Source organism: Propioniciclava sp. (assembly GCF_047602245.1).
In the GTDB taxonomy this organism is placed as follows: domain Bacteria; phylum Actinomycetota; class Actinomycetes; order Propionibacteriales; family Propionibacteriaceae; genus Propioniciclava.
Window position 1 is genome coordinate 683,183 of the sequence record NZ_JASGHT010000001.1, and the last position, 17,851, is coordinate 701,033.

The window sequence follows — 17,851 nt, forward strand, 5'->3', positions numbered from 1 at the left end:
CCGCGTCCCCACGGCGCTCAGCCGGCGGGCGCGGGCCGCCCCGGACCGGTTTCGTCCGGAAGCGACTCGGCCGGCCCGCCGGACGAAGGTTCGGCCTCGGCGCCGACATCCTCGACGATGCCGTCGGCGTCGATCGCCACCACGGTGACCTCGCGCGGGATCGCGGTGTCGGGGTCGTTCGAGATGAAGGCGTTGATCCAGCGCATCTGCGGATCGTGGTCGATCAGCAGCGCCTTGGCCAGCAGCGTCATCGGCAGCGCGAGCAGCGCGCCGAGCGCGCCCAGGACCGAACTCCACAGCAGCAGCGACAAGAACGCGACCAGGGCGGTGACGCCCACGGCGTCCCCGTTGAACTTCGGCTGGATGATCGACTGGATCACGAAGTTGGCCACCGAGTAGACGATGACCACGATCAGCGCGGTGATCGGCCCGTTGGCCAGCAGCGCCATCAGCGCGGGCGGGACGAGGCCGATCACGAAACCGACATTGGGAATGTAGTTCGTCAGGAACGACAAGATGCCCCACACCAGCGCGAGCGGGACGCTGAGCAGTTCCAGGGCGACCACGTCGACGATCGCTACGATCAGGCCGAACAGCGAGGTGACCAGCCAGTAGCGGCGCACGCCGATGATGAAGTCGGCGATCGAGTTCCAGATGCGCGGCTGGTAAGTCTTCAAGGTGCGGTTGCGGTGCGCGAAGGCGTCGGTGTCGAAGGCCATCATGAAGATCATCACGATCAGCACCACGACCACGCTGACCACGTTGGTGAGGCTGCCGACGGCGCTGCTCAGCACACCGGTGAGGCTGGCCGGGTTGACCCCGCGAATCTGCTCGAAGATCTGCTGCTCGGAGATGCCGAGGCTCTTCAGCAGGTCGACCACGTCGTAGTACAGCACGTAGAACTGCGCCTGGTACCGGGGCAACTCCTGCACCAGCGCGGTCACCGACCAGGCGAGGGCGTAGAAGAACACCGCCAGCACCGCGAACACGGTGATGGCCAGCACGACCTGGGCGAGCATCCGTGGAACGCCCTTGCGCACCAGCCATACCTGGATCGGGAAGGCGGCGATGAACAGATTGGTCGTCAGCAGCAACGGGCCGAGGATGTCGGCGAACTGGCTCATGCCGTAGAGCACCGCCACGGACGCGGTCAGCGTCAGCAGGATGACGGTGATGGTGGGCAAGAGCGGACGACGGTCGGTGACCTCCATGGTCGCCATCGTAACGACCCTTTCCGACGTTCTGTGCCCCGCAGGGGCCTCTAGGGGCGAGCGCGTAGACTCGTCCCTCGTGATTGTTGCGCGCGAGCTGACGGTGTCCGTGGGCGCCCGGACCCTGCTGGAACCCACGTCGTTCCAGATCGCCTCCGGCGACCGGATCGGCCTGGTCGGGCGCAACGGCGCCGGCAAGACCACGATGACGAAGATCCTCGCCGGCGAGGGCATGGTGGCCGGCGGCCAGATCACCAGAACCGGCACGATCGGCTATCTGCCGCAGGATCCCCGCACCGGCAATCTGACCCAGCTCGCCCGCGACCGGATCCTGTCCGCGCGCGGCCTCGACGGCATCCTGGTCCGGCTGGCCACCTACAGCCATGCGATGGCGGACGCCGCCACCGATGAGGACCGCGACGACGCCATGCGCCGCTACGCGCGCGCCGAGGCCGAACTGGCCGCCGCCGGCGGATACGCCGCCGAATCCGAGGCGGCCCGGATCGCGGCCAACGTGGGCCTGCCCGACCGCGTCCTGGCCCAGCCCCTGCAAACGCTGTCGGGCGGCCAGCGCCGCCGCGTCGAGTTGGCGCGCATCCTGTTTTCGGGCGCCGACACGCTGCTGCTCGACGAGCCCACCAACCACCTGGACGCCGACTCGATCGTTTGGCTGCGCAGCTACCTGGCCGGGTATCCGGGCGGTGTGCTGGTGATCAGCCACGACACCGGGCTGCTGGACGCGGTGGTCAACAAGGTCTACCACCTGGACGCCAACCGCGCCGAGCTGGACCAGTACAGCCTCGACTGGAAGAAGTACCTGGTTCAGCGCGAGACCGACGAGAAGCGCCGCCGCCGCGAGCGAGCCAATGCCGAGCGCAAGGCCGCGCGGCTCCTGGAGCAGGCCGAGAAGATGGGCGCCAAGGCGACCAAGGCCGTCGCCGCACAGAACATGGCTCGGCGCGCCGAGCGACTGCTGGCCGCCACCGAAGGCCAGCGTGCCGCCGACAGGGTCGCCAAGATCCGCTTCCCGGAGCCGGCACCCTGCGGCAAGGTGCCGCTCACGGCGTCCGACCTGAGCAAGAACTACGGGTCGCTGGAGGTGTTCACCGGCGTCGACCTGGCGATCGACAAGGGCGCCAATGTGGTGGTGCTCGGCCTCAACGGCGCGGGTAAGACGACGCTGCTGCGCATTCTGGCCGGCATCGAGACCCCCGATACCGGCGAGGTGCACCCCGGGCACGGGCTCAAGCTGGGCTACTACGCCCAGGAGCACGAGACCATCGACACATCACGGTCGGTGCTGGACAACATGGTGTCCGCCTCGCCGAACCTCGACGACACCGAGGTGCGCAAGATCCTGGGCTCGTTCCTGTTCACCGGCGACGACGTCGACAAGCCCGCGCGCGTGCTGTCGGGCGGCGAGAAGACGCGCCTGGCGCTGGCGATGCTGGTGGTCAGCTCCGCGAACGTGTTGCTGCTCGACGAGCCGACCAACAACCTCGACCCGGCCTCGCGCGCCGAGGTGCTGGAGGCGATCCGCACCTACGCGGGCGCGGTCGTCCTGGTCACCCACGACGAGGGCGCGGTGGAGGCGCTACGACCCGACCGCGTCCTGCTGCTGCCCGACGGCGACGAGGACCTGTGGAGCCCGGAGTACACCGACCTGATCTCGCTCGCCTGAGGTTTTCTCCCGGCGGACGCCGGCAGGCGAAGGTTCAGCGCGCAGGCTCGATGACCCCGGCCAAGCCGTCGACCGCGCGCACGATGAGGTCCCAGGCATGCCGGTAGGACTCATTCCCGCGCCGGTACGGGTCGGGAACGTCACGTTCGGCGTCGGCTGCCAGCGCGCGGTAGGCGGCCGCGAGCTTCACCGCCTCGCGCAGCCGTTCGGCGCGCGTCTCACCGGTCAAGGCCGGGAAGTCGGGGGACGTCACGATCGCGGCCAGCTCTAGGATCGTGAAGCAGCGGCGCAGCGCCGCGGGCGAATCCCGCAGCACGGCGGAGCGGTGCTCCACCGTCAGCGGAATGATCAACTCGGCGCCGGCGACGATGCCCTCGTTGATCTGCCGCGCGGCGAAGCCGGCCGTGTTCACGCCGGCCGCCTCCATCAAGGCGACCATGGGCGGGTGGATCGGGGCGCCGACCACCGCGCCGGTTCCCGCGCTCGACACGGTCACGGCGTCGCCGAACCGCTGGGCGAGCAGCCTCTCCAGCGCGGGTGAGCGGCAGATGTTGCCGGTGCAGACAGTCAGTACGGCCAGGGGGGTGGTTTCCGTCATGCCCCCACCCTATGCAACCACTGGCGTCAGAGGTTGTAACCGATCGCGCGGAGTTGCTCGCGGCCCTCGTCGGTGATGTTGTCCAGCGTCCACGGCGGAAGCCAGACCCAGTTGATGGTGACCGAGTTCACCAGGGACGCCAGCGCTGCCTGGGTGTCGTATTCCAGCCGGTCGGTCAGCGGGCAGGTGGGGGAGGTGAGCGTCATGTCGATGGTCGCGTTGTTCTGCTCGTCGACGCTGACGCCGTAGACCAGGCCGAGGTCGACAACGTTGACCATCAGCTCGGGGTCGACGACCTCGCGCATGGCCTCTTCGATGTCTTCGATCGCGGCAACTTGGACGGGCGCGCCCTCGGCGGGCACGGCGTCAGGGAACGTGTCCTTGACCAGGTCGGAGGGGCGGGGCTGTTCGGTCATCGTGCCTCCTGCACAGAATCGTCTGCCGCATCACCGCGTCCGGTGACGGCCAGGGCGTGGGCGACGGCGTCCTTCCACGCCGACCACCCGAGCAGCGCGCATTTGACGCGCGCGGGAAACTGGGCCACGCCCAGGAACGCGATGCCGTCCTCGAGAAGGTCCTCATCGGGTTCGGCCTTGCCCTGGGAGTGCATCATCTCCTGGAAGGCGCCGGCCAGGGCGAGACCCTGATCGACGGTCTTGCCGATCACCAGATCGGTCATCACCGAGGTGGACGCCTGCGAGATCGAGCAGCCGATCGCGTCGTAGGACACGTCGGCGACGGTGTCGCCGTCCAGGTGCACGCGCAGCAGGATCTCATCGCCGCAGGACGGGTTGACGTGGGTCACCTCGGCCTGGAACGGGTCGCGCAGGCCGGAGTGATGCTTGGCCTTGTAGTGGTCGAGGATGATCTCCTGATACAGCTGTTCGACGCTCACCTGATTCCTCCGAAGAAGTCGCGCGCGTAGCCGAGCGCGTCCACCAGGGCGTCGATCTCGGCCGGGGTCGTGTACAGGTACACCGATGCCCGCGAGGACGCCTGGATGCCGAGCCGCTGATGCAGCGGGCGGGCGCAGTGGTGCCCGCCGCGGACGGCGACGCCGCGGGCGTCCAGCAGCTGCATCACGTCGTGCGGGTGCACCTCGAAGCCGTCGGCGCTGGTCACGGTGAACGAGATCGCTCCCCCGCGGTCGACGGCGTCCTGCGGTCCGAGCACCCGGATGCCGTCCATGCCGACCAGGCGCGACAGCGCGTACTGCGTGATGGCGTGCTCGTGGGCGGCGATCCGCTCCATGCCGATGCCGGTCAGGTAGTCGACGGCCGCGCCGAGCCCGACGGCCTCGGCGATCGGCGGCGTGCCCGCCTCGAAGCGGGCCGGCGGGCGGGCGAAGGTGGAGCCCTCCATCCGGACGACCTCGATCATCTCGCCACCACCCAGGAACGGCGGCAGCTTCTCCAGCAGATCGTAGCGCCCCCACAGGACGCCGATGCCGGTGGGACCGACCATCTTGTGGCCGGTGAAGGCCATCAGGTCCGCCCCGAGCGTGGTGACGTCGACCGGCAGGTGCGGGACGGCCTGCGAGGCGTCCACCACCACGATCGCGCCCACGGCGTGCGCCTCGCGCGCCAGTTCGGTGATCGGGTTCACGGTGCCGAGCGTGTTCGACACCCAGGCCAGCGAGACGATCTTGGTGCGTTCGTTGACCAGGCCTTCGGCGCGCGCCTTGTCCAGGTCGAGCCGGCCCGCATCGGTCACGTCGTACCAGCGCAGCGTGGCGCCGGTGCGTTCGCACAAAAGCTGCCAGGGCACGATGTTGGAGTGGTGCTCCAGCACCGACACCACCACTTCGTCACCAGGCCCCAGCCTCAGGTGCGACCCCAGCGAGTACGCGGCCAGGTTGAGCGCCTCGGAGGCGTTCTTGGTGAAGACGACCTCCTCGGTCGCCCCGCCGATGAAGCCGGCCACCTTCGCGCGTGCGCCTTCGAAGGCCGCGGACGCCTCGGCGCCGAGCGTGTGCATCGCGCGGGCCACGTTGGCGTTGTGCTCCAGCAGGTGCGCGCGCATCGCCTCGACGACGGCGACCGGTTTCTGCGAGGTGTTCGCCGAATCCAGGTAGACCAGCGGGTGCCCGTTCACCGAGCGGGTGAGCACGGGGAAGTCCCCGCGCACCTGCTCGGCGAGCGAGGAGACCGAAGGGTTCGGGTCAGGCATTGGCCCGGGCGGCGGCGACGTAGGAGTCGTAGCCGGTCTCCTCCAGGCTCTGGGCCAGCTCGGGGCCGCCCTCGGCCACCACGCGGCCGTCCACGTACACGTGCACGAAGTCGGGCGTGATGTAGTTGAGGATGCGGGTGTAGTGCGTGATCAGCAGGACGCCGCGGTCACCGGCCGAGGTGTAGCGGTTCACGCCGGCGGCGACGACGCGCAGGGCGTCGATGTCGAGGCCGGAGTCGGTCTCGTCCAGGATGGCGTACTTGGGGTTGAGCAGCTGCAGCTGCACGATCTCGGCGCGCTTCTTCTCACCGCCGGAGAAGCCCTCGTTCAGCGAACGCGACGAGAAGGACGGGTCGAGGCCGAGGTCGCTCATCGCGCCGTTGACCTCCTTGACCCAGGTGCGCACCTTCGGCGCTTCGCCGTCGATCGCGGTCTTGGCGGTGCGCAGGAAGTTCGCCACCGACACGCCGGGAACCTCGACCGGGTACTGCATGGCCAGGAACAGCCCGGCGCGGGCGCGCTCGTCGACGCTCAGCTCGTTGATCTCGACGCCGTCGAGGGTGACGCTGCCCGAGGTGATCTGGTACTTCGGGTGCCCGGCCAACGCGTACGCCAGGGTCGACTTGCCGGAGCCGTTGGGGCCCATGATGGCGTGCACCTCACCGGGGTTGATGGTCAGGTTGACGCCCTTGAGGATCTCCTTGGGGCCGTCCTCGGTGAGAACGTCGACGTGCAGGTCGTTGATGACGAGGGACATAGGTGTTCAGGACTCCTGGTTGAGCGGGTTGGCAAGGTCGACGAGCACCTCGTCGCCCTCAATTCTGACTGGGTACACGGGGACCGGCTGGGTCGCCGGCAGGTCGAGCGGCTCACCGGTGCGCAGGTCGAACCGGCTGCCGTGGGCGAAGCACTCGAGCGTGCAGTCGTCGACTTCGCCGAGGCTGAGCATGACGCGGGCGTGGCTGCACTCGTCGCGGATCGCGAACACCTCGCCCGCGGTGGAGACCAGCGCGACGAGTTCGTCGCCCACCTCCACCGAGAGCGGGATGTCGGTCTCCAGTTCGGCGACCGCGCACGCGACGGCCCAGCTCATCAGCCCTCCAAGGACGCCGCGGGCGCCGCACCGACGGTGCTGGCGAGCTCGCGCTCCACTTCGGCGATCAGGCGGGCTTCGACGTCGTCGACGCCGATGCGGCGGATGATGTCGACGAAGAAGCCCATCACCACCAGGCGCTTGGCCTCGACGGGGTCGATGCCGCGGCTGGTCAGGTAGAACAGGTGCTCGTCATCGAAGCGTCCGGTCGTCGAGGAGTGCCCGGCCCCGGCGATCTCGCCGGTCTCGATCTCGAGGTTGGGCACCGAGTCGGCGCGGGCACCTTCGGTGAGCACCAGGTTCTTGTTGGACTCATACGTCTCGATGCCCTCGGCGACCTTGCGGATCAGCACGTCGCCGACCCACACCGAGTGTGCGTCCTTGCCCTGCAGCGCGCCACGGTAGTCGACGTTGCTGCGGGTCTGCGGCGCGTTGTGGTCGACGAACAGCCGGTGCTCCAGGTGCTGGCCGGCGTCGGCGAAGTAGAGGCCGAACAGTTCGGCCTCGCCCCCGGTGCCCTCGTAGTACATGTTGGTGTGCAGCCGCACGACGCTGCCGCCGAAGGTCACGTTGACGTGCCGGTAGGTGGCGTCGCGGCCCACCCGGGCGGTCTGCTCGCCGGCGTGCAGCGCGTCGTCGTCCCAGTTCTGCAGCGACACCACGGTCAGGTTGGCGCCGGGCTGGACGTCGATCTCGACGTTCTCCAGCACCTGGGCGCTGCCGGTGTGCCGCAGCACCACGGTCGCCTTCGAGTTCGGCTCGGCGACGATCACGTACACCCGGGCCGAGCGCGCGGAGGCGTCCGTACCGACCAGGTCGAGGCGGACCGGCTCGGTGAGTTCGGCGTTGGCCGGGATGCGCACCACGGTCGCCTCGGCGGCTCCGGCATCGGCCAGGGCCGCGGTCCGGTCACCGGGCACCAGCACGTCGCCGCGCGGCGAGGCGCCGCGGACGGCCGAGGTGACGACGACACCCTCGGGGGCCTCGACGCCGACGCGGACGCCGTCGGCGTCCGGGGCCTCGGCGAGCAGCGGCTTGATCCGGTGCAGCGGGGTGAACCGCCACACCTCCTCGCGGCCGGTCGGCACCGGATGGTCGGCCAGGTCGAAGCTGGGCTTCGGGTGCAGGTGGGACTCGATGGTTTCGATCGCCCCGGCAACGTTGGGGACTTCAGTCACGGTCACGTTTCTCGTTCCTCTCCGCGGGCTCAGCCCACGGCTCCTTCCATCTGCAGTTCGATGAGCCGGTTCAGCTCGAGGGCGTACTCCATCGGCAGTTCGCGGGCGATCGGCTCGACGAAGCCGCGCACGATCATCGCCATCGCCTCGTCCTCCTCCATCCCGCGCTGCATCAGGTAGAACAGCTGGTCGTCCGACACCTTCGAGACGGTCGCCTCGTGCGCCATGGACACGTCGTCGACCTGGACGTCGACGTAGGGGTAGGTGTCGGAGCGGCTGATGGTGTCGACCAGCAGCGCGTCGCACTTCACCGAGGACGCCGAGTGGTGCGCCTGCGGCTGCACCTCGACCAGGCCGCGGTAGGACGCCCGTCCGCCGCCGCGCGCGACCGACTTGGAGATGATCGAGCTGGAGGTGTGCGGGGCGGCGTGCACCATCTTGGAGCCGGTGTCCTGGTGCTGGCCCTCGCCGGCGAAGGCGACCGAGAGGGTCTCGCCCTTGGCGTGCTCGCCGAGCAGCCACACCGCCGGGTACTTCATGGTCACCTTGGAGCCGATGTTGCCGTCGATCCACTCCATGGTCGCGCCCGCCTCGCAGGTGGCGCGCTTGGTGACCAGGTTGTACACGTTGTTCGACCAGTTCTGGATCGTCGTGTAGCGGACGCGGGCGTTCTTCTTGACGATGATCTCGACCACGGCCGAGTGCAGCGAGTCCGACTTGTAGATCGGCGCGGTGCAGCCCTCGACGTAGTGCACGTAGGAGCCCTCGTCGGCGATGATCAGCGTCCGCTCGAACTGGCCCATGTTCTCGGTGTTGATCCGGAAGTAGGCCTGCAGCGGGATGCTGACATGGACGCCCTTAGGCACGTAGATGAACGAGCCGCCCGACCAGACGGCGGTGTTCAGCGCGGCGAACTTGTTGTCGCCGGTCGGGATCACCGTGCCGAAGTACTCGCCGAAGATCTCGGGGTGTTCCTTCAGGCCGGTGTCGGTGTCGAGGAAGATGACCCCCTGGCGCTCCAGTTCCTCGTTGATCTTGTGGTAGACCACCTCGGACTCGTACTGCGCAGCGACGCCGGCGACCAGGCGCTGCTTCTCGGCCTCGGGGATGCCGAGACGGTCGTAGGTGTTCTTGATGTCCTCGGGCAGTTCGTCCCAGGTGGTCGCCTGCTTCTCGGTGGACTTCACGTAGTACTTGATCGTGTCGAAGTCGATGTCGCCGAGATCGGCGCCCCAGGTCGGCATCGGCTTGCGATCGAACAGCTTCAGGCCGCGCAGGCGGCGCTCCAGCATCCAGGCCGGCTCGTCCTTGCGGGCGGAGATGTCACGCACGACGTCCTCGTTGAGGCCGCGGCGGGCGGACGCCCCTGCGGTATCGGCGTCGTGCCACCCGAAACGGTACTTACCGAGGGCTTCGAGGTGCTCGTCCTGCGTAGCACCGAGCCCGGGGGCCTGGGTCTGAGTCATGAAGACTTCCTCTCGACTGGGTGGGGGATGTGCGTGGTGCACACCCCGTCGCCATGGGCAATCGTCGCGAGCCGCTGGACATGGCTCCCCAGCAGCTCCGAAAACAGTCGGGTCTCCGCCGCGCACAACTCCGGGAACTCGCGTGCCACGTGCGCCACCGGACAGTGGTACTGGCACAGCTGGGTTCCCGAGGCCACGGGCTGCAAAGACGTGACGTAACCGCGTTCGTTCAGCACTTCGGCCAACGCATCGACCGGGGTGGAATATTCCGCACCCTCGGCGGTGAACCGGCGGCGCACCTCTTCCATCACCTGCTCGGCGAACGCGTTGACCGCCTCGGTGCCCCCGGAGGCGCGCAGGAACTGCAGCGCGTGGATCGCCAGTTCGTCGTAGGCGTGGTGGAAGGACTCGCGGCCCTCATCGGTGAGCAGGAACACCTTGGCCGGACGCCCCCGCCCGCGCTGGCCGTACACACGTTGCTCGCGCGAGGTCAGATGCCCGGCGTCCATCAGGACGGCGAGGTGGCGCCTGACCGCCGCCGGCGTCAGGTAGAGACGCTGGGCGAGCTCCGCGGCCGTGGACGGCCCGTGCTCCAGGATGGAGCGCGCGACGCGGTCTCGGGTCGAGGCATCGTCGCGAGCGTGGTCATTGTTGGCTTCGATGCTCAGTTCGATCATCGGACGCCCCCTTCCCATCGCTATAAAGCAACGCCATTCTTTCAAATTTCCCGCCGTGCGCAACTTGCCCAGGCTACCGCGCGCGTCGGCATACGCCGAACCTGAACTTCGCCCACACCTGACCACTACGCGGCGTAGTATCTGGCGCGGGCGTCGACGCTCGCCGCCCGCAGTGCCGACCAGCAAAGGATGTCACCGTGGCCAGCCGCAGGCTTCCCGTCCTTCTCGCGCCACTTCTGGTGGCGCTCGCCGGATGTACCGCTCCCCCGCCCGAGGCCGGCCAGGGTCACACCGGCGGTGGCGAGGCGAACCTCCACCTGCCCGATCTGGGCGCGGCGACCTTCTTCGGCGGGGCCATCAACGGCGTCGCGCTGCTGATGATCGGCCTGGTGGTGTGCGTGGGCGGCCTGGCCTTCGGCCTGAGCAGCTATATGCAGTTGCGCCGCCTGCCCGTGCACCAGGCGATGCGCGAGGTGTCCGAGCTGATCTACACCACCTGTAAGGCCTACCTGATCCAGCAGGGCCGGTTCCTGATGATCCTGTGGGCGTTCATCGCCTCGGTCATCTTCGTCTACTTCAAGTTCCTGGCCGGGTCGGGCTGGGGTCAGGTGTTCATCATCCTGGCGTTCTCGCTGATCGGGATGGCGGGCAGCTACGGCATCGCCTGGTACGGCATCCGGGTGAACACCTTCGCCAACGGCCGCACCTCCTTCGCGGCGCTGCGCGGGCGTCCGTACCCGCTGCACCAGATCCCGCTGCGGGCGGGGATGAGCGTCGGCATGGTGCTCATCTCGATCGAGCTGCTGATGATGCTGGTCATCATGCTGTTCCTGCCGGCGCAGATCGCCGGCTCGTGCTTCATCGGCTTCGCGATCGGCGAGTCGCTGGGCGCCTCCGCGCTGCGCATCGCCGGCGGCATCTTCACCAAGATCGCCGATGTGGGTTCCGACCTGATGAAGATCGTGTTCAAGATCAAGGAGGACGATGCCCGCAACCCGGGCGTGATCGCCGACTGCACCGGCGACAACGCCGGCGACTCGGTAGGCCCGTCCGCTGACGGCTTCGAGACCTACGGCGTCACCGGCGTCGCCCTGGTCACCTTCATCATGCTGGCGATCCCGCCGAGCGAGGCCGTGCTGCAGGCGTCCCTGCTGGTGTGGATCTTCTTCATCCGCGCGGTGATGGTGGTCGCCTCCGGCGCCTCCTACGCGGTGAACGCGGCCCTGACCAAGCGCCGCTACGAGGACGCCGCCGAGATGGACTTCGAGGCCCCGCTCACCTGGCTGGTGTGGATCACCTCGGTCGTCTCCATCGTGCTCACCTTCGTCACCTCGGCACTGCTGATCCCCGATCTGGGTGACGGCACCACCTGGTGGAAGCTGTCGCTGATCATCTCCTGCGGCACCCTGGCTGGCGCGCTCATCCCCGAACTGGTCAAGGTCTTCACCTCGGTCAAGAGCCGGCACACCCAGGAGGTGGTCAAGTCGGCCAACTCCGGCGGCGCCTCGCTCGACATCCTGTCCGGCCTGGTGGCAGGCAACTTCTCCTCCTACTGGCTGGGGATGGCGATCGTCGGGCTGATGGCGATCGGCTTCGCGGTGTCCACCGTGCTCGGCTTCGGCGACGACATGAAGGCGCCCGCGGTGTTCGCCTTCGGCCTGGTCGCGTTCGGCTTCCTCGGGATGGGCCCGGTCACCATCGCGGTCGACTCCTACGGCCCGGTCACCGACAACGCCCAGTCGGTCTACGAGCTGTCCACCATCGAGGAGGTGCCCGGGATCACCACCAACATCGAGCGTGACTTCAGCTTCACCCCCGACTGGGACCGCGCCAAGGGCCTGCTGGAGGAGAACGACGGCGCGGGCAACACGTTCAAGGCGACCGCCAAACCGGTGCTGATCGGCACCGCGGTGGTCGGCGCCACCACGATGATCTTCTCCATCATCATGGGCCTCACCGGCGGCCTGGAACACGGCGTGGAGATGCTATCGCTGCTGCACGCACCCTTCCTGCTCGGCCTGATCGCCGGCGGCGCGGTGATCTACTGGTTCACCGGTGCGTCCATTCAGGCGGTCACCACCGGCTCGTTCCGCGCGGTGGAGTTCATCAAGGACAACATCAAGCTGGACGACAACGCGACCCGCGCCTCTGCCGAGGACTCCCGGCGCGTCGTCGAGATCTGCACCGTGTACGCGCAGAAGGGCATGTTCAACATCTTCTTGGGCGTGTTCTTCGCCACGCTGGCCTTCGCGTTCGCCGAACCGTTCTTCTTCATCGGCTACCTGGTCTCGATCGCGCTGTTCGGTCTGTACCAGGCGATCTTCATGGCGAACGCCGGCGGCGCCTGGGACAACGCCAAGAAGATCGTCGAGGTCGACCTCGCCGCCAAGGGCACCGACCTGCACGACGCGTCCATCGTCGGCGACACCGTCGGCGACCCGTACAAGGACACCTCCTCGGTCGCGCTCAACCCGGTGATCAAGTTCACCACCCTGTTCGGGCTGCTCGCCGTCGAGTTGGCGGTGTCGCTGACCGCCGGCGGTCACGGGGTGCTGGTCGGCGCCCTGTCGGTGGTCTTCCTGATCGCCTCGGCGGTGTTCGTGTGGCGCAGCTTCTACGCCATGCGGATCGACGCCCCGATGCTGACCGCGGACGACTTCACCGACGCCTCACGCCTGTAGCGATCGCGACTGTAAGGAATTTGTGAGCGTTTGAGGGACGCCTGCACCTCCCGGGGAGGGCAGGCGTCCCCCTATTGTTTGGCAATGGCAGCCCACTCCCCCGCACACCGTCGTGTCCCGCTCGTCGTCGCCACCGTGATCGTCCTCGGCCTGGCCGGGTGCTCGATGGGCCCGACCGCGCCCGGCACCGGCCACGGCGGCGGCGAGGCCAACCTGCGGCTTCCCGACCTCTCCCAGGCCGTCGTCGCCGGCGGCGTGGACGGCCGGGTGCTGCTGATGGTGGGCATGGTGATCTCGCTGGTGGGCCTGGTGTTCGGGCTGGTCACCTATCTCGGCCTGCGCCGGCTGCCGGTCCACGAGGCGATGCGCGAGGTGTCCGAGCTGATCTACGCCACCTGCCGCGCCTATCTGGCCCAGCAGGGCCGGTTCCTGGCGATCCTGTGGCTGTTCACGGCCTCAGTCATCTTCGTCTACTTCGCGTTCCTGGTGGGGACGCCGATCGGCAACACCCTGGTGATCCTCGCCTTCAGCCTGCTCGGCATGGCCGGCAGCTTCGGCATCGCCTGGTTCGGCATCCGGGTGAACACGTTCGCGAACGGCCGCACCTCGTTCGCCGCGTTGCGGGGGCGTCCGTATCTGTTGCACCAGATTCCGCTGCGGGCGGGCATGAGCATCGGCACCGTGCTGATCTCGCTGGAGTTGTTCGCGCTGCTCACCATCCTGCTGGTGCTGCCCGGGCATCTGGCCGGCGCCTGCTTCATCGGCTTCGCCATCGGCGAGTCGCTGGGCGCCTCCGCGCTGCGCATCGCCGGCGGCATCTTCACCAAGATCGCCGACATCGGCTCGGACCTGATGAAGATCGCCTTCAAGATCAAGGAGGACGACGCCCGCAACCCCGGCGTCATCGCCGACTGCACCGGCGACAACGCCGGCGACTCGGTCGGCCCGTCCGCCGACGGCTTCGAGACCTACGGCGTCACGTCGGTGGCCCTGGTCACCTTCATCATGCTCGCGGTGTCGCCGGCGGTCGTTGGGGACGCTGTGGAGTCGACGCAGGCCACTTTGTTGGTCTGGCTGTTCTTCGTTTCGGCGATGATGATCCTCGCCTCGCTGGCGTCCTACCTGGTCAGCTCGTGGGTGACCTGGAAACGGGACGCCGGCGCCGGCGAGATGGACTTCGAGCGGCCGCTGACCCGGCTGGTGTGGACGACCTCGCTCGTCTCGATCGTGGTCACCTTCGCGACCTCGGCGGTGCTGATCCCCGACCTGGGCGACGGCACCGCGTGGTGGAAGCTGGCCGGCATCATGTCGTGCGGCACGCTGGCCGGCGCGCTGATTCCCGAATTGGTCAAGGTGTTCACCTCGGTGCACAGCAAGCATGTGCACGAGGTGGTGAAGTCGTCGCATTCGGGCGGTGCCTCGCTCAATATCCTCTCCGGCCTGGTCGCCGGCAACTTCTCCGGGCTGTGGCTCGGCCTGGCGATCGTGTTCCTGATGGCGATCGCCTACCTGGTCTCGCTCACCGGGCTGGGTGAGTTGATGGTCGCCCCCGGCGTGTTCGCGTTCGGGCTGGTGGCGTTCGGCTTCCTGGCGATGGGGCCGGTCACCATCGCGGTCGACTCCTACGGTCCGGTCACCGACAACGCGCAGTCGATCTATGAGCTGTCCACCATCGAGGATCTGCCCGACGTCGACGCCGACGTCCGCGCCCGCTACGGGTTCGACCCGCAATGGGAGCACGCCAAGGGGCTGCTGGAGCAGAACGACGGGGCCGGCAACACGTTCAAGGCGACCGCGAAACCGGTGCTGATCGGCACCGCGGTGGTCGGTGCCACCACGATGATCTTCTCGATCATGATGGGGCTGACCGACGGGATGACCGCCAATATCGACAAGCTGTCGCTGCTGTACGCGCCCTTCCTGCTCGGGCTGATCACCGGCGGCGCCATCGTGCACTGGTTCGCGGGGGCGTCCATCCAAGCGGTGACCACGGGTTCCTTCCGCGCGGTGGAGTTCATCAAGGACAACATCAAGCTGGACGGCGTCGTGAAGGCGTCGGTGGCCGACTCGCGGCGCGTGGTGGAGATCTGCACCCAGTACGCGCAAAAGGGCATGTTCAACATCTTCCTGGGCGTCTTCTTCGCCACCCTCGCCTTCGCGTTCACCGACCCGTTCTTCTTCATCGGCTACCTGGTCTCGATCGCGATCATCGGCCTCTACCAGGCGATCTTCATGGCTAACGCCGGCGGCGCCTGGGACAACGCCAAGAAGATCGTCGAGGTCGATCTGGACGCGAAGGGCACCGCCTTGCACGACGCGTCCATCGTGGGCGACACGGTCGGCGACCCGTACAAGGACACCTCCTCGGTCGCGCTCAACCCGGTGATCAAGTTCACCACCCTGTTCGGCCTGCTGGCAGTCGAGCTGGGCGTCTCGCTGCGTGCCTCGGACGCCCACACGCTCGTGCTGGTGCTCGCCGGGGCCTCGCTGGTGGCGGCGCTGGTGTTCATGTGGCGCAGCTTCTACGGCATGCGCATCGACGAGCCGATGCTCACCCGCGAGCAGGTGGCGTCCGGTCGCGGCGCCTGAGCCTGGGGCACCCCGGGCCGCCCGGGCATCCGCCCCGCCCGTCGCGCGTAGACTGTCCGGGTGCCCGCACAGTCTGCCCTCATCGTCGACGGGCTCGAGGTGTCCCTCGGCGGACGCCCCGTCCTCCGCGGCCTCACCTTCACCGCCGAACCCGCCGAAGTGACCGCCTTGCTCGGCCCCAACGGGGCGGGCAAGACGACGACGATCCGCGTGCTCACCGGCCTCATCCCGCCCGGCGCGGGCACGGTGCGGGTGCTCGGTCACGCGCCAGGCGATCCCCGGGCGCTCGCCCGGCTCGGGCTGATGCCGCAGTCGGCCGGCGCCTGGTCCGGGGTCCGGCCCCTGGAGTTACTGCGCTATCTCGCCAGCCTTTATGCGAACCCGCAGCCGGTCGAGCAGGTCGTCGAGGCGCTCGCGCTGGAGTCGTTCGTGCGGACGCCGTACCGCCGCCTGTCGGGCGGCCAGCAGCAGGCGGTCAACCTGGCCGGCGCCTTGATCGGGCGCCCCGAGTTCGTGCTGCTCGACGAGCCCACCGCGGGCATGGACCCGCACGCGCGCCGGCGCACCTGGTCGGTGATCCGCGCCTTCGCGGACGCCGGCGCCGGCGTCCTGCTCACCACGCACGCCATGGACGAGGCCGCCGCGCTCGCCGATCGGGTCTGGATCACCGACGCCGGCCGGATCACCATCAGCGGGACCGTCGCCGAACTCACCGCGGAGGCGTCTCTGGAGGACGTGTTCGTCGCCCACACCCAGGACCGTTCGTGACCGCCGCCACGCCGGCACGGCCGGTGCCTTCGCCCCGCCTCACCCAGGAGCGCCGATGACCGCCACCGTCGAGGGTCTCGACCTCACCCCCGCCGCCGGGGCCGCCCCGCGCGGGCGACGGATCCTGCGGCACGCCGCCATCGAGGCGTCCCTGCTGGTGCGCAACGGGGAGCAGTTGCTGCTCGCGCTGGTGATCCCGTTCGGGCTGCTGATCGCGGGCCTGGTGTTCGGGGATCGGGTCGGGCTCGATGTCGCGGTCTTCCCCGCCTCGGTGCTGGCGTTGGCGCTGTGGTCGACGACGTTCACGTCGCTGGCGATCTCGACCGGGTTCGAACGGCGCTACGGCGTCCTGGAACGCCTGGTCGCCACGCCGCTCACCCGCGGCGATCTGGTGACCGGCAAAGCGCTCGCCAATGGCGCGATCGCGCTCGGCCAGGTCGTACTGCTCACCGTCGCGGCCTTCGCGCTGGGCTGGCGGCCCGCACCCGCCGCGCTGCAGATCCCGATCGCTGTGGTCGCCGCGCTGCTGGCGGTCACCACCTTCGCGTGCTTCGCGCTCGCGCTGGCCGGGCGCCTCCGCGCCGAAGCCACCCTCGGGCTGGCCAACCTGATCTACCTTCTGGTCGCCGTCGGCGGCGGCCTGGTGATCCCCGTCGCCGCGCATCCCGCCTGGGCGCAGCCGGTGCTGGCGCTGCTGCCGTCGGCCGCATTGGGCGAGTCGCTGCGCGCGCTGGCGTCCGGGATCGTCGCCCCGCTTCCCTTGGTGGTGCTGGCCGCGTGGCTGGTAGTCGCCCTCGTCCTCGCTCGAAAGGCCTTCCGATGGACGTCCTGAGTTCCCCGCGCGCGCTGCGGCGCTGGGCCGTGGCCAACCTGATCGCGAACATGGTGATCATCTGGACCGGCGCGCTGGTCCGGCTCACCAAGTCGGGGCTCGGCTGCCCGACCTGGCCCCAATGCGAGCCCGGGTCGTACGTGCCGACCGGCGAACTCGGCATCCACGGGATCATCGAATTCGGCAACCGGCTGCTGACCTTCGTGCTCGCCGCGATCGCGCTGGCCGCGTTCATCACCGCCCTGCGCCTGTACCGGCGGCAGCAGGCTCCGCGGCTGCTGGTCGGGCTGACCTTCGGCGTCGGCCTCGGCATCATCGCCCAGGCCGTCATCGGCGGCATTTCGGTGCGGATGCAGCTCAACCCGTGGGTGGTCGGGCTGCACATGGTGGCATCCGTCGTGCTCATCCTGATCTGCGTGGAGATCGTCCACTTGTCCTTCGCGGTGCGGCGGGCCTATGCCGCCCCCCGGCTGGCGCTGCTGACCCGCGCGGTGTTCGTCGTCGGGCTGATCGTGATCGCGCTGGGCGTCGTGGTGACCGGCGCGGGCCCGCATTCGGGCGATGGTGGCACCCAGCGCAACGGCTTCTCCCCCGAATGGACCGCGAAACTGCACGCCTGGTCGGTATGGCTGATCGTCGGCCTGACCGTGCTCGGCATCCTGCTGGCGTGGTCGGACGCCCGCCTGCGCCGACTGTGGCTCGGCCTGCTCGGTGTCGAACTACTGCAGGGCGTGATCGGCTACGTCCAGTACTTCGCCCACCTGCCCATCGCGATGGTGATGCTGCACATGGTCGGGACGACCCTCTTCGTCGCCGCCCTCGGCCATCTCGCATTCCTGACCCGCAACGGATCATCCGTGCCTGCGTCCGCGCCGCCCCGCGTCGGAGCGCCGGGGACGTCGCACTGA

The 17,851-nt window shown here is 68.7% G+C and carries 16 protein-coding genes; 6 read left to right on the plus strand and 10 right to left on the minus strand.

Annotated elements, in window-relative coordinates; all coding sequences use genetic code 11:
• Positions 1–17 precede the first annotated feature (17 nt).
• Positions 18–1,220 carry an AI-2E family transporter gene (locus tag QM708_RS03310; protein WP_415104368.1) on the minus strand — a complete coding sequence of 401 codons (1,203 nt, stop codon included), beginning with the start codon at positions 1,218–1,220 and terminating at the stop codon, positions 18–20.
• 70 nt (positions 1,221–1,290) lie between these two features.
• Between QM708_RS03310 and QM708_RS03315 the strand changes: the two genes are divergently transcribed.
• Positions 1,291–2,892 carry an ABC-F family ATP-binding cassette domain-containing protein gene (locus QM708_RS03315; protein ID WP_415104370.1) on the plus strand — a complete coding sequence of 534 codons (1,602 nt, stop codon included), beginning with the start codon at positions 1,291–1,293 and terminating at the stop codon, positions 2,890–2,892.
• Between the two features lie 34 nt (positions 2,893–2,926).
• On the opposite strand, the gene QM708_RS03320 is transcribed toward QM708_RS03315, so the two are convergent.
• From QM708_RS03320 to QM708_RS03360, 9 genes are read right to left on the minus strand one after another with little or no spacing between them, the layout of a single operon-like run.
• Complete coding sequence (locus QM708_RS03320) at positions 2,927–3,490, minus strand: hypothetical protein (RefSeq protein ID WP_415104372.1); 564 nt, start codon at positions 3,488–3,490, stop codon at positions 2,927–2,929.
• 26 nt (positions 3,491–3,516) lie between these two features.
• Positions 3,517–3,906 (minus strand): metal-sulfur cluster assembly factor, encoded by a 390-nt coding sequence (locus tag QM708_RS03325; RefSeq protein ID WP_415104374.1) that lies wholly within the window; start codon positions 3,904–3,906, stop codon positions 3,517–3,519.
• On the minus strand, positions 3,903–4,385 hold the full coding sequence (gene sufU / locus QM708_RS03330) for a Fe-S cluster assembly sulfur transfer protein SufU (protein WP_415104376.1): 483 nt from the start codon (positions 4,383–4,385) through the stop codon (positions 3,903–3,905). The genes QM708_RS03325 and sufU overlap by 4 nt, the downstream gene beginning before the upstream one ends.
• Complete coding sequence (locus tag QM708_RS03335) at positions 4,382–5,659, minus strand: cysteine desulfurase (RefSeq protein ID WP_415104378.1); 1,278 nt, start codon at positions 5,657–5,659, stop codon at positions 4,382–4,384. Before QM708_RS03335 ends, sufU begins: the two co-directional genes overlap by 4 nt.
• Positions 5,652–6,416 (minus strand): Fe-S cluster assembly ATPase SufC, encoded by a 765-nt coding sequence (sufC, locus tag QM708_RS03340; RefSeq protein WP_415104380.1) that lies wholly within the window; start codon positions 6,414–6,416, stop codon positions 5,652–5,654. The genes QM708_RS03335 and sufC overlap by 8 nt, the downstream gene beginning before the upstream one ends.
• Positions 6,417–6,422: 6 nt before the next feature.
• Positions 6,423–6,752 carry a non-heme iron oxygenase ferredoxin subunit gene (locus QM708_RS03345; RefSeq protein WP_415104382.1) on the minus strand — a complete coding sequence of 110 codons (330 nt, stop codon included), beginning with the start codon at positions 6,750–6,752 and terminating at the stop codon, positions 6,423–6,425.
• Positions 6,752–7,936: a Fe-S cluster assembly protein SufD gene (sufD, locus tag QM708_RS03350; protein WP_415104384.1), complete on the minus strand. Its 1,185-nt coding sequence runs from the start codon at positions 7,934–7,936 to the stop codon at positions 6,752–6,754. Before sufD ends, QM708_RS03345 begins: the two co-directional genes overlap by 1 nt.
• 23 nt (positions 7,937–7,959) lie before the next feature.
• Complete coding sequence (gene sufB, locus QM708_RS03355; protein ID WP_415104386.1) at positions 7,960–9,396, minus strand: Fe-S cluster assembly protein SufB; 1,437 nt, start codon at positions 9,394–9,396, stop codon at positions 7,960–7,962.
• Positions 9,393–10,073 carry a helix-turn-helix transcriptional regulator gene (locus QM708_RS03360; RefSeq protein WP_415104388.1) on the minus strand — a complete coding sequence of 227 codons (681 nt, stop codon included), beginning with the start codon at positions 10,071–10,073 and terminating at the stop codon, positions 9,393–9,395. The genes sufB and QM708_RS03360 overlap by 4 nt, the downstream gene beginning before the upstream one ends.
• Before the next feature lie 197 nt (positions 10,074–10,270).
• Between QM708_RS03360 and QM708_RS03365 the strand changes: the two genes are divergently transcribed.
• The 5 genes from QM708_RS03365 to QM708_RS03385 all read left to right on the plus strand — a co-directional run bounded on the left by QM708_RS03365 (position 10,271) and on the right by QM708_RS03385 (position 17,851).
• Positions 10,271–12,754 (plus strand): sodium-translocating pyrophosphatase, encoded by a 2,484-nt coding sequence (locus tag QM708_RS03365; RefSeq protein WP_415104390.1) that lies wholly within the window; start codon positions 10,271–10,273, stop codon positions 12,752–12,754.
• 84 nt (positions 12,755–12,838) lie between these two features.
• The gene (locus QM708_RS03370) at positions 12,839–15,343 is read left to right on the plus strand and encodes a sodium-translocating pyrophosphatase (RefSeq protein WP_415104392.1); all 2,505 of its coding nucleotides are present in this window, start codon (positions 12,839–12,841) and stop codon (positions 15,341–15,343) included.
• 60 nt (positions 15,344–15,403) lie between these two features.
• On the plus strand, positions 15,404–16,111 hold the full coding sequence (locus QM708_RS03375; protein WP_415104394.1) for an ABC transporter ATP-binding protein: 708 nt from the start codon (positions 15,404–15,406) through the stop codon (positions 16,109–16,111).
• Positions 16,112–16,166: 55 nt separating this feature from the next.
• Complete coding sequence (locus tag QM708_RS03380; RefSeq protein ID WP_415104396.1) at positions 16,167–16,943, plus strand: ABC transporter permease; 777 nt, start codon at positions 16,167–16,169, stop codon at positions 16,941–16,943.
• Positions 16,931–17,851: a COX15/CtaA family protein gene (locus QM708_RS03385; RefSeq protein ID WP_415104398.1), complete on the plus strand. Its 921-nt coding sequence runs from the start codon at positions 16,931–16,933 to the stop codon at positions 17,849–17,851. The genes QM708_RS03380 and QM708_RS03385 overlap by 13 nt, the downstream gene beginning before the upstream one ends.

Bases quoted from the DNA above. Each gene is read 5' to 3' on its own strand.
- sufB (WP_415104386.1), bottom strand. From the start codon at position 9,396: ATGACTCAGACCCAGGCCCCCGGGCTCGGTGCTACGCAGGACGAGCAC.
- QM708_RS03335 (WP_415104378.1), bottom strand. From the start codon at position 5,659: ATGCCTGACCCGAACCCTTCGGTCTCCTCGCTCGCCGAGCAGGTGCGC.
- QM708_RS03325 (WP_415104374.1), bottom strand. From the start codon at position 3,906: ATGACCGAACAGCCCCGCCCCTCCGACCTGGTCAAGGACACGTTCCCT.
- QM708_RS03380 (WP_415104396.1), top strand. From the start codon at position 16,167: ATGACCGCCACCGTCGAGGGTCTCGACCTCACCCCCGCCGCCGGGGCC.
- QM708_RS03385 (WP_415104398.1), top strand. From the start codon at position 16,931: ATGGACGTCCTGAGTTCCCCGCGCGCGCTGCGGCGCTGGGCCGTGGCC.
- QM708_RS03360 (WP_415104388.1), bottom strand. From the start codon at position 10,073: ATGATCGAACTGAGCATCGAAGCCAACAATGACCACGCTCGCGACGAT.
- sufC (WP_415104380.1), bottom strand. From the start codon at position 6,416: ATGTCCCTCGTCATCAACGACCTGCACGTCGACGTTCTCACCGAGGAC.
- QM708_RS03320 (WP_415104372.1), bottom strand. From the start codon at position 3,490: ATGACGGAAACCACCCCCCTGGCCGTACTGACTGTCTGCACCGGCAAC.
- QM708_RS03370 (WP_415104392.1), top strand. From the start codon at position 12,839: ATGGCAGCCCACTCCCCCGCACACCGTCGTGTCCCGCTCGTCGTCGCC.
- QM708_RS03345 (WP_415104382.1), bottom strand. From the start codon at position 6,752: ATGAGCTGGGCCGTCGCGTGCGCGGTCGCCGAACTGGAGACCGACATC.
- QM708_RS03310 (WP_415104368.1), bottom strand. From the start codon at position 1,220: ATGGCGACCATGGAGGTCACCGACCGTCGTCCGCTCTTGCCCACCATC.